This is a genomic window from Streptomyces sp. FH025, from assembly GCF_017427025.1.
Taxonomy (GTDB): Bacteria; Actinomycetota; Actinomycetes; order Streptomycetales; family Streptomycetaceae; genus Kitasatospora.
Map to the genome: position 1 here is coordinate 1 of NZ_JAFLNG010000206.1, position 11,261 is coordinate 11,261.

10 protein-coding genes are annotated in these 11,261 nt (G+C 71.8%); 3 read left to right on the forward strand and 7 right to left on the reverse strand.

From position 1 onward, the window contains the following. The coding region (locus J0670_RS16740) for a sensor histidine kinase (RefSeq protein WP_307806550.1) at positions 1–1,195 on the forward strand (1,195 nt) is incomplete at its 5' end. Next, entirely contained in the window at positions 1,192–1,848 is a 657-nt protein-coding gene (locus J0670_RS16745; protein WP_207812388.1) for a response regulator transcription factor, read from the forward strand. The genes J0670_RS16740 and J0670_RS16745, both read left to right, overlap by 4 nt. Before the next feature lie 64 nt (positions 1,849–1,912). Here J0670_RS16745 and J0670_RS39935 read toward each other — a convergent pair whose 3' ends face one another. After that, positions 1,913–3,004, reverse strand: a complete 1,092-nt coding sequence (locus J0670_RS39935) for a hypothetical protein (RefSeq protein ID WP_207812389.1) — start codon at positions 3,002–3,004, stop codon at positions 1,913–1,915. A gap of 391 nt (positions 3,005–3,395) precedes the next feature. On the opposite strand from J0670_RS39935, the gene J0670_RS16755 reads away from it, so the two are divergent. Then, positions 3,396–4,727, forward strand: coding sequence for an NB-ARC domain-containing protein (locus tag J0670_RS16755; RefSeq protein WP_207812390.1), 1,332 nt, complete (start codon positions 3,396–3,398; stop codon positions 4,725–4,727). Here J0670_RS16755 and J0670_RS16760 read toward each other — a convergent pair. From J0670_RS16760 to J0670_RS16785, 6 genes are all read right to left on the reverse strand, one after another. Beyond that, complete coding sequence (locus tag J0670_RS16760) at positions 4,714–5,310, reverse strand: hypothetical protein (RefSeq protein WP_207812391.1); 597 nt, start codon at positions 5,308–5,310, stop codon at positions 4,714–4,716. The genes J0670_RS16755 and J0670_RS16760 overlap by 14 nt on opposite strands. Before the next feature lie 150 nt (positions 5,311–5,460). After that, the gene (locus J0670_RS16765; protein WP_207812392.1) at positions 5,461–6,480 is read right to left on the reverse strand and encodes an N-acetylglucosamine kinase; all 1,020 of its coding nucleotides are present in this window, start codon (positions 6,478–6,480) and stop codon (positions 5,461–5,463) included. Between the two features lie 119 nt (positions 6,481–6,599). Continuing rightward, complete coding sequence (locus J0670_RS16770) at positions 6,600–7,880, reverse strand: 6-phospho-beta-glucosidase (RefSeq protein WP_207812396.1); 1,281 nt, start codon at positions 7,878–7,880, stop codon at positions 6,600–6,602. Between the two features lie 8 nt (positions 7,881–7,888). Then, positions 7,889–8,797, reverse strand: a complete 909-nt coding sequence (locus J0670_RS16775) for a carbohydrate ABC transporter permease (RefSeq protein WP_207812393.1) — start codon at positions 8,795–8,797, stop codon at positions 7,889–7,891. Positions 8,798–8,818: 21 nt separating this feature from the next. Next, on the reverse strand, positions 8,819–9,820 hold the full coding sequence (locus J0670_RS16780; protein ID WP_207812394.1) for a carbohydrate ABC transporter permease: 1,002 nt from the start codon (positions 9,818–9,820) through the stop codon (positions 8,819–8,821). A gap of 28 nt (positions 9,821–9,848) precedes the next feature. Then, positions 9,849–11,195 carry an ABC transporter substrate-binding protein gene (locus tag J0670_RS16785; RefSeq protein ID WP_307806551.1) on the reverse strand — a complete coding sequence of 449 codons (1,347 nt, stop codon included), beginning with the start codon at positions 11,193–11,195 and terminating at the stop codon, positions 9,849–9,851. Positions 11,196–11,261 lie beyond the last annotated feature (66 nt).

The window sequence follows — 11,261 nt, forward strand, 5'->3', positions numbered from 1 at the left end:
CGTCATGATCACCGACCACCGCCCGCCGCTGCTCAGGCGCCTGCCCGCGGGGGTGTGGGTGGCCGTGTTCTGGACGGCCATCGTCGTGTTCCGCTTCTTCACGCGGAGGGACGAACTGCGCCTCCTGTTCGACTACCAGGGCAATCCCGAGAGCATGCCGCTGCTGGTCACCGCCGTGGTCACCACCTCGGTCGCGACGCTGCTGGTCCGGCTGCCGCTGGCCGCGCTCGCCGTCGCGCTCGGGGGCGCCCTCTTCTCGCTCGGCATGAAGGGGGCCCCGGAGACCATGCCGGTGCAGTTCCTGATCGCCGACGCGGTGGTCGGCTACTGCGCGGCCACCCGCTCCCGGCCGGTCTCGCTGAGCGCCGCCGGGTTGCCGCTCTCCCTGGTCGGCGGCCTGTATCTGTGGGGCAGCACCCACGAGTTCCCGGTCAACCCGTTCGCCTTCGCCGGCCTCGCCGCGACCGTGCTGATCGCCTGGCTGATCGGCAACACCGTCCGCCAGAGCCGCGTCCACGCCGAGGCCCTGCGCGGCCGTGCCACTGAGCAGGCCGTCACCGCCGAACGGCTGCGGATCGCCCGCGAGTTGCACGACATGGTCGCCCACAACATCGGCATCATCGCGATCCAGGCGGGCATGGGCAGCCGGGTCATGGACACCCAGCCCGCCGAGACCCGCAACGCGCTCAACGCCATCGAGGCCACCAGCCGGGAGACCCTGGCCGGCCTGCGCCGGATGCTGGGCGCGCTGCGGCAGGGCGAGGGGGAGCAGGCACCGCTCGAAGTCGCCCCCGGGCTGGGCGAGTTGGACCGGATGGTGGAGAAGGCGGCGGGTGCCGGGGTGCGGGTCGCGCTGACCCGCCGGGGTGAAGCCCGTACCCTGCCGCCCGAGGTGGACCTCGCCGCCTACCGGATCGTCCAGGAGGCCGTCACCAACGTGGTCAAGCACTCCGGCACCCGCGACTGCCACGTCACCGTCGAGTACGGCCCGCGGGAGCTCGACGTCACCGTCGTCGACCTGGGCGCCGGCGCGCCCACCGCGACCCCCGGCACCGGCTACGGCCTGGCCGGCATGCGGGAGCGGGTCGCCCTGCTGAACGGCGAGTTCAGCGCCGGCCCGCGCCCCGAGGGCGGCTTCCGCGTCGCCGCCCGACTGTCGATCCCCGAAGACGCCGCCCTGGAGGTGGGACCGTGATCCGCGTCGTCCTGGTCGACGACCAGCCGCTCATCCGCACCGGCCTGCGCGTGCTCATCGCCGACGCCCCCGACCTGGAGGTGGTCGGCGAGGCCGGCGACGGTGCGGAGGCCGTCGAGCTGGTCAAACGGCTGCGCCCGGACGTCGCGGTGATGGACATCCGGATGCCCGGCGTGGACGGCATCGAGGCCACCCGCCGGATCACCGCCGACCCGGAACTGCCCACCCACGTCCTCGTCCTCACCACCTTCGACGACGACGACTACGTGTACGGCGCGCTGCGCGCCGGGGCGAGCGGCTTCCTGGTCAAGGACCTCGCCCTGGAGACCATCCTGGACGGCGTGCGGGTCGTCGCCGCCGGGGACGCCCTGCTCGCCCCGGGCATCACCCGTCGGCTGATCGGCGAGTTCGCCGCCCGCCCGGAGGCCGCCAAGGTCCGCCGCGCGGTCGCCGAGGGCGTCACCGAGCGCGAGCGCGAGGTGCTGACCCTGGTCGGGCGGGGCCTGTCCAACGCGGAGATCGCCGAGGAGCTCACCATCAGCCCGGCCACCGCCAAGGCGCACGTGGCCCGGCTGTTCACCAAGCTGGACGCCCGCGACCGGGTCCACCTGGTCATCCAGGCCTACGAGTTCGGGCTGGTCGCGCCCTCGTAGGGAACGCCGGAGCGCCGGAGCGGGCCCGCACGACCCACCCCGGCGCTCCCCCCGTGTCAGATCGTCACTGGACGATCGCGTGCGAGATCTGGCAGCCGCTGACCGCGTTCGACCAGGTGCCCTGCATGGCGAAGGAGCCCGTCGCGAAGGTCACGTTCTGCGAGCCTCCGGTGCCGCCGACGCCGTTCCAGGAGCACTTGTCGGCGTTCTCGTACCCGGTGGAGTCGGTCCAGCCGCCCGCCGGGTTCTGGTCGGTGATGGTCTCCGAGTACTCGTGGCCGAACACCATGGTGACGCCGTCCAGGGTGCCGGCGCTGCCGCTGTTGACGTAGTTCTGGCCGCAGGAGCTGCCCATGTCCGTCACGTACGGGTCGTTGCTGAACGCCACGTCACCGTAGGGGGACGACGCCGCGCCGCCGGTCAGCGTGGTGTCGCCGTTCCAGTCGTGCCAGGCGCAGAAGTTGCCGCCCGTGGTGTTGAAGCCGTCCGGGTGGGTGCCGGTCGGCGAGAGCACCACGTACTGCACGTTGCGGTTGGACGCCGCGGTGGTGTTGCCGAAGTGCCCGGCGGCCTTCACGGCCTCGGTGGCGATCTGGTTGCCGGTGGCCTGGCCCGGCGCGGCCGCCGAACCGTCCACCCAGACGCCGGCCAGCGCGCCGCCGGTCGGGTAGCCGACGTGCGCGGAGCCGCTCGGGCAGCTGGTCGCGCCGGTGGCGACGCCCTCGCAGTACTGCGTCATGACGCCGGACCAGGTCTCGTTGTTGGTGCCGAGGCCCTTGAACAGCTGCTGGGTGCGGACGGCCTCGCCCTTCGGGTCGCCGGACAGCGTGGTGTAGCCGTTGGCGTCGGTGCCCTGGGTGCCCCACTGGGAGCCCCAGAAGATCAGGTAGACCTTCGGCGCGCCGGTGGTGACGCCGATGCCGTCGACCCCGCCGCCGTACTTCAGGTTGGAGGTGCGGGCGGTCGCGCTCTGGCCGGCCTCCTTGGTCGGAACGGCGCCGTGCCGGTACGGGTGGGAGTGCCCGGCGAGCTCGCTGCCCGGCTGGTTCGCCTGGGCGGCCGGGGCGGCGGCGAAACCGGCGGCGGCGAGCGCCAGCGCGCTGAGCCCGGTCAGGGCGCGGACGCGGTTGCGGCGGGAGGTGGGGGACATGCCCATCGTGAGGGTTCCTCTCTCGGGCCGACCGCGCTCCGGTAGGGCGCGGCGGCACAGTGAAAGACGGTGGGGGAGTGATGGCGGCGGCAATGCGGAACCACTGGCGGTTCGTCATGAACAGTCAGTGACGTGGGGATGAGGGACCGCTTACCGCCGGTGGCCGGAAGCAAAGCAGACTTGTCGAAACCGGGTCAACGAGGACGAGAGTAAGACCCGGACCAAGGGCGGCCCTCGGGAACGTATCGAAAGTCAAAAGCCCCCAGTTGGCACACGGTTGATGCGCGTAGCGCAGCCGAATCTCAACAGTTGGAGGGGAGGTCTTTCAGCGTATGGAGACCTGGTGCCGCTCCGGCGTGGACTCCACGTGGGGGCCGGGAACTGTGAGACTGGGGCCATGTCCGAACCGATCCGGAACAGCATCGACGGTGGGGTCTTCGGCGGCCCGGTCATCCAGGCACGCACCGTCAACGTGACGAGATTCGGAGGCGAACCGGCACACCAGGGCCGGTGGCCGAAGCAGGTGGGAGCCGTCCCGGAGGTGGCCGACGCCTACCGGCCGCGCAGCCCCGACCTCGACTCCGTCGGAGCCGCCGCCGTCGTCCTGGCCGGGATGCCCGGCAGTGGCAAGACGCAGCTGGCGGCCCACTACGCCCACGGACAACTGCGCCGGCAACGCGTTGACCTCGTGCTCTGGGTGAGCGTCACCAGTCGCGCGGCCGTGGAGCAGGCCTACACCCAGGCCGCTGTCGAACTGGGCCTCTCCCAGCCCGCCAACGCCGAGAGCCTGCTGGCCTGGCTCCGCACCGCGGACCGCCGCTGGCTGGTCGTCCTCGACGACGTGCTGGACCCGGCCGACCTCCGCGCCCTCTGGCCCCCGGCCAACCGGCTCGGCCACACCGTCGTCACCACCCGTCGGCGCGACCCGTCCCTGCGGACGGCCGACCGGCGGATCGTGGAGGTCGAACCCTTCGGCGAGGCGGACTCCGTGGCCTACCTCGCCGACCGGCTCACCCCCCACGGCCTCGACGAACCGGCCGGGCGACTCGCCGAGCTGGCCGCCGACCTCGGCCACCTCCCGCTCGCCCTGGCCCAGGCCTCCGCCCACCTGATCGACCGTTCCGACAGTGGCGTCACCGTCGCCGGCTACCGGGCCCGGCTGGCCGAACACCGTCCCCTCGCGGAGCTCGCCCCGGACCGGGCCGCCCTCCCCGACGGTCAGGAGCGGAGTCTGGCCGAGATCCTCGCCGAGGCCCTCTCCCGCGCGGACGCCGCGACCGGCTCACTGGCCACCCCCGTGCTCCAACTCGCCTCCGTCCTCCACCCGGACGGCGTTCCGGTCGACGTCCTCACGTCCGAACCCGCCCGCCTCTACTGCGCCGACGCGACCGCCGAGGCCGTCCACGAGACGCTCCGCACCCTGCACCGCCTCAGCCTGGTCACCCGCACGAACGACCTGCTGCGCGTCCACCGCCTGGTCCAGTGGGCCGCTCACGATTCCGTCCCGTCCGCAGCCCGCCGGGCCCAACTGGTCGAACTGGCGGCACTGGCCCTCACGACGGCCTGGACGACCGGCCCCCTCGACCGGGAGACCGTCCGGATCCGCCGGGCCAACCACCGGGCGCTGGCCGCCCGCCACCCCGAAGTCTCCGGGGGCACCAGCTCCGACACCCTGGCCATGCTCGAACAGGCTGCCGCCCTGCTGGAAACAGCGGCTACGGCACCGTGACCTCGCCGATCCGCATGATCCGCCCGTGCGAGTCCAGCACCACGTCGTAGGCGTTGCCGTGGCAGGCGTACGGGTCGGCCGGGTCGCGGTCGGCCAGGCAGTCGTTGAGGTGGGTGACCAGTTCGTCCAGCCCGACGGGCCGGGCCGGGTCCCCGTGCGGGCGGTCGACCAGCGTCGCCGCCACCCCCGCCGCGGCGAAGCCGTAGTGGACGGGCGTGCCGGTGGGCTCGTAGCCGGGCGGGGTGCAGGTGTAGCGCGCGGGCTGGGCGGTGAGTTCGGCCGGGCCGGCGGAGACCACGACCAGGACCTGGTGGCCGGGCGGCTCGGTGGGGGCCGTACAGAGCGGCGTGCTGTCGGGGGCGGCGATGACGCCGGTGGCGGGGGCGTCGACCTCGTCCTCGAAGAGGTCGCCGTCGTCGACCAGGTCGTCCAGCGGGGCGTCGGCGCCCTCGTCCGCGAGCGCGGCCGCGGAGGAGGCGGCGGCCACCGTGGGGCGGGAGTCGGCAGGGGTGCAGCCGGTGAGGACGGCGGCGGCGGTACCGGTGAGCAGGACGGTGGCGAGGAGGATGCGGGGCACGGCCATGACACAAGTCTCCCCGGGTGGCGGTGGTGGTCGGTACCCGGGTAACACGACCGGCGCACGCCGAACGGTTCCCGCCCCCGCCGGACGTGCGGATCCGGCGAGGGCGGGAGGTTCAAGGGCACGTCAGAGACGCCAGAGACGTCAGACGCGTCAGACCGTGACCGGCCGCTGCGTCTCGTACGCCCGGCGCAGCCGAGCCTGCACCTGTCTGTCCGCGCCCAGGTGGTCGAGCCCGAGCAGCCCGGCGCCCAGCACGGGCGGGGCGACCACGACCCGCGGCTCGGCCAGCGGGGCGGCCTCGGCGAGCCGCGCGGTGAGGTTGTCGATCAGCAGCGGCTGCCGGGAGGCGAGCACCCCGCCTCCGAGCACCACCGGGGCCGGCGAGTCCAGCAGCTCCAGCCGGCGCAGCGCGACCACGGCCAGCCGGACGATCTCGTCGGCCTGGCGGTCGATCAGCCCGAGCGCGACCTCGTCCCCCTCGCCCGCGACCGCGAACAGCAGCCGGACGATCTCGTGTAGCCGGGAGCTCGGCAGGTGCCCGAGGTGGACGGCCTCCGCGACCGCCCGGGCGCTGGGCAGGCCGAAGTGCTCGGCGATGGCCCGGGCCAGCGCGGTCGGCCCGCCGCGCCCGTCCTCCGAGCGGACGGCGTGCCACATGCTGGTGATGGCGAGCCCGGAGCCGCCGCCCCAGTCGCCGGTGAGCTCGCCGAGGGCGGGGAAGCGCGCGGTGCGCCCGTCCGGGAGCAGGCCGACGCAGTTGATTCCGGCGCCGCACACCACGGCGACCCCGCGCGGGCCGTCGGTGCCGGCCCGCAGCAGGCCGAAGGTGTCGTTGACGACGGTGTTGCTGGCACCCCACGGGTGCGACTCCAGGGCGCGGCGCAGCGCCTCCTCCTCCACCGGGAGGTCGGCGTTGGCCAGGCAGGCGCTGACGTGGCTGGCCAGCACGCCGTTCCAGGCGGGGTGGCCGGCCGCCGCGGCGGCCTCCTCGACCAGCGGGGCGAGGCCGGCGACGGCTGCGGCGCCGCCGATCAGCTGGGGTGCGAAGCCGCCACCGCGGGCGGTGCCCAGGACGGTGCCGTCGGCGCCGATCAGGGCGACGTCGGTCTTGGAGTTGCCCGCGTCGATGGCGAGGACGCCGGGCAGGAGTGGTTCGGGCTGGTGGGTCATCAGGTCCCCGCGGCTCGTACGTGGCCCGGCCGTTGGTGTCGGCCGGGGATGGGTCGGTCTCCTCGCCCCGCCCGGTCCGCGCCCCCTCGGGGGCCACGGACCGGGCCGTTCCTCGGTGCTCAGGCCCAGGCGAGGTGCTCGCGGTTGTGCGCGAGCAGCCGATCCGTGAGCTGGTCGGCGAGTTCGAGCTGGCCGACCAGCGGGTGCGCGAGCAGGGCGTCGAAGACCCGGTCGCGGCCGCCGTGCAGGGCGGCGTCGAGGGCGAGGTGCTCGTACGCGGTGACGGCGGCGACCAGCCCGGCGTACAGCGGTTCGAGCGGGCGCTGCGGCAGCGGCCGCACGCCCGCGGCGTCGACCTCGGCCGGGACCTCGATGACGGCGTCGTCCGGCAGGAACGGCAGCACGCCGTCGTTGCGGGTGTTCACCACCTGCACGGACGTCCCGCCGCCGGTGCCCAGCAGGGCGGCGATCAGCTGGACGGCGGCCTCCGAGTAGAAGGCACCGCCGCGCTTGCCGAGCAGTTCGGGCTTGGTGTCGAGGGCGGGGTCGGCGTACATCTCCAGCAGCTGCCGCTCGATCTCGGCGACCTGCGCGGCCCGCGAGCCCTGCACCTTGAGCTCCTCCACCACGGTGTCGTGCTGGTAGAAGTACCGCAGGTAGTACGAGGGCACCACGCCGAGCCGCTGCACGAAGGCCTGCGGCAGGTGCAGGTCGTCGGCGATCTCCTTGCCGAAGCCGCTGAGCAGCTCCGGCAGCACCTCCCGGCCGGTGGCGGAGCCCGGCGCGTCGAGCAGGGTCACCCCGCGCTCCCAGGTCAGGTGGTTGAGCCCGACGTGGTCGAGCCGGACCAGCTCAGGGTCCACGCCCAGGTGGGCGGCGAACTTGCGCTGGAAGCCGATCGCGACGTTGCACAGCCCGACGGCCTTGTGGCCGGCGGTCTGGAGGGCCCGGGTGACGATGCCGACCGGGTTGGTGAAGTCGACGATCCAGGCGTCCGGGTTGGTCCGGCGGACCTGCTCGGCGATGTCCAGCACGACCGGGACGGTGCGCAGCGCCTTGGCGAGCCCGCCCGCGCCGGTGGTCTCCTGGCCGACGCAGCCGCACTCCAGCGGCCAGGTCTCGTCCTGGTTGCGCGCCGCCTGCCCGCCGACGCGCAGCTGGAGCAGGACGGCGTCGGCGTCCGCGACGCCCGCCACCAGGTCCGTCGTCACCGTCACGGTGGCGGAGTGGCCCTGCTTGGCGAAGATCCGCCGGGCGAGGCCGCCGATCAGCTCCAGCCGCTCGGCGGCCGGATCGATCAGCACCAGCTCGCCGATCGGCAGGGTGTCGCGCAGCCTGGCGAAGCCGTCGATCAGCTCCGGGGTGTACGTCGAACCTCCGCCGACGATTGCCAACTTCAGTGCGGACATCAGCCCTTGACCCCTGTCAGTGTCACGCCTTCGATGAAGGCCTTCTGTGCGAAGAAGAAGAGGACGATCACCGGCGCCATCACCAGCAGGGTGGCGGCCATGGTGAGGTTCCAGTTGGTGTGGTGGGCGGCCTTGAACGACTCCAGGCCGTAACTGAGCGTCCAGGACTGCTGGTTGTTGCTGGCGTAGATCTGCGGGCCGAAGTAGTCGTTCCAGCAGTAGAAGAACTGGAACAGCGCGACGGCGGCGATGGCCGGCTTGGCCATCGGCAGGACCACCCGCAGCAGGGTGCGCAGGTCACCGCAGCCGTCTATCCGGGCGGCCTCGATGTACTCCTTGGGGATGGTCATCAGGAACTGGCGCAGCAGGAAGATGGAGAACGCGTCGCCGAAGGCCATCGGGATGATCAGCGGCCACAGCGAGCCGCCGAGGCCCATCTGCTTGGCCCAGAACAGGTACATCGGGATGACGGTGACCTGCGGCGGCAGCATCATCATCGCGATGACCGCCATCAGGGCCAGGTTGCGGCCGCGGAAGCGGAACTTGGCGAGCGCGTAGGCGACCGGAAGGCTGGAGACGACGGTCAGCAGGGTGCCGAGGCCGGCGTACACCAGGGTGTTGCGCCACCAGGTGAGGAAGCCGGGGGTGTCCCACACCTTGCTGTAGTTGTCCCAGTTCCAGGAGCTGGGCCAGTAGTCGGTGGTGAGCGCTTGCTGGTCGTTCATCACCGAGGTGAGGAAGACGAAGACGAACGGCAGCAGGAAGAACAGCGCGGCGGCGATCGCCAGCGAGTGCACGGCCACCCAGTTGAGCAGCGCGCGGCGCCGGGCGGCCCGGGCGGCGGCGCCGCCGGTCCGGGAGGCGCCGGCCGGGGCGGGCGCCTTGCTGAGCGTGGAGCTGAGAGTCATGGGCTAGTCCTCGGGAATCCGCTAGTCGTCGCTCGCCATGAAGCCGGACCGGCGGCGGAGCAGGATCGAGGTGACGGCCATCGAGATGGCGAACAGCACCAGGGCGACGACGCAGGCCGCGCCGTAGTTGAAGCGCTGGAAGCCGAGGTTGTAGACCATCTGCGGCAGGGTCCAGGTGGAGCCCTGCGGGAAGCCGGGCTCGAACTGCTGGCCGGAGTTGCCGGCGATGCCGCCGGCGACCTTCCCGGCGACGATCGCCTGGGTGTAGTACTGCATGGTCTGGATGACCCCGGTGACCACCGCGAACATGATGATCGGCGAGATGTTCGGCAGCGTGACGTACCGGAACTTCTGGAACGGGCCGGCGCCGTCCAGTTCGGCCGCCTCGTACTGCTCCTTGGGGACGTCCAGCAGCGAGGCCATGAAGATGACCATCAGGTCGCCGATGCCCCACATGGCGAGCAGGGTGAGTGCGGGCTTGGACCAGTTCGGGTCGGCGAACCAGCCGGGCTGCGGCAGGCCGAGCTGGCCGAGCAGGTGGTTGAGCGGGCCGGTGCCCGGGTTGAGCAGGAAGGCGAAGGCGACGGTGGCGGCCACCGGCGGGGCCAGGTACGGCAGGTAGAAGACGGTGCGGAAGAAACCGACACCGGTCTTGACCTTGGTGATGAGCAGCCCGATGCCGAGGCCGAAGGCCACCCGCAGGGTCACCATGACGACGACCAGCCACAGGGTGTTGCGCAGGCCCTGCCAGAAGGCCGGCAGCTGGTTGAAGACGTAGTCCCAGTTCTTGAGGCCGTTGAAGGTCGGCGAGCCGAAGCCGTTGTACTGGGTGAAGGAGAAGTAGGCGGTGGAGACCAGCGGGTAGACGAAGAAGACGCTGAACCCGATGAGCCAGGGGGAGAGGAAGGCGAGGGTGCGGGCCGCCTCCCGGCGGCGCTTCCGGCGCAGCAGGTGCTGCGTGGAGGGCGCCGCCGGGGCGGTCGGTCCAGCACCGTCCTTGCGGGTGCCGAACGCGAGTGACATGGGGAGCTCCGTGGGCCGTTCGCGTCGCCTACTTGGCCTGGGCGATGTCGGTGTCGATCTGCTTGGCGGTGGCGGCCAGACCGGCCTGGACGTCGGCCTGCTTGCCGGACTCGATGTCGTAGCCGAGGTTCTGCAGGGTGACGAGGTAGCCGCCGCCGTTGACGCTCGCCGGGGTGGTGCTCGAGTTGGGGTTCTTGGCGACGTCCAGGAAGGTCTTGAAGTTCGGGTCGCTCACCAGCTTCGGCGAGTTGAGCGCGTCGAAGGTGCTGGGCACGTTGTGGATCGCGTTGGCGAAGTTGACGACCGAGTCGGTGTCGGTGGTCAGGTACTTGACGAACTCCCAGGCCGCGGCCTGCTTCTTGCTGGTGCTGGCGATGCCGACGATGGTGCCGGTCTGGTAGCCGCGGCCGTAGGTGTCGGCCTGGTCGTCCGGCACCGGGAAGGGCGCGGTGGCCCAGTCGAAGTCGGGCTTGTTCTCGGCGAGCGAGGCGGTGCGCCACTCACCGTCGAGGGCCATCGCGACCTGGCCGGTGTGGAAGGGGTTCTTGGCGCTGAACTCCTCGCCGAAGGTGGCGCGGTACTTGTCCAGCTTGGCGTAGCCGCCGAGCTGGTCGACCATGCCCTTCTGCCAGTTGAGCATCGCGGCGACCTTCGGGTCGGTGGCGATGTTCGACTTGCCGTCCGGGCCGAAGTAGGTGGCGCCGTACTGGCCGAGGAAGTGCTCGGTCTGGGACTCGTAGCCGTGGTACAGCGGCATGTAGCCGAGCTGCTTGTACGAGTCGCCGTCGGCGATGGTCAGCTTCCTGGCGTCGTCGGCGAACTCGCTGAAGGTCTTGGGCGGGGCGGTGATGCCGGCCGCGGCGAAGGCCTTCTTGTTGTAGTAGAGGCCGTAGGCGTCGCCGAGCAGCGGCAGCGAGCACTGGTTGCCCTGGAACTGCGTGTAGTTGAGCATCGCGGCCGGGAAGGTCTTGGCCGCGTCGATGCCGCTCTTCTGCAGCTGGGGCTTGAGGTCGATGAACGCCTTGGTCGAACAGAACATGCCGACGTTGTTGGTGGTGAAGGAGGACACCACGTCCGGGGCGTCGTCGCCGCCGGCCCGCAGGGACTGGTTGACCTTGTCGTCCGGGACGTTGCCCTGGGGCTTGACGTGGATGTTGGGGTGGGCCTTCTCGAAGGAGGCGATGATGTCGTTGATCGCCTTCACCTCGTTGTCCTGGCTCCAACCGTGCCAGAAGGTGATGGTGACGTCCTTGCCGCTGGCCGAGTCGTCGTTGCCGCCCGAGTCGCTGGAGCCGGTGCAGGCGGAGGCGAGCAGGGCCAGGACGGCGCTGCCGGCGACGGCGGCGGCCGTGCGGCGGCCTCTGCGGGAGGTGATGGCGTGCACTTCGAGGTCCTCCTGGGGGTGCGCGGGCAGGCGTCGTTGCCTCTGGTCCCGCGTAGG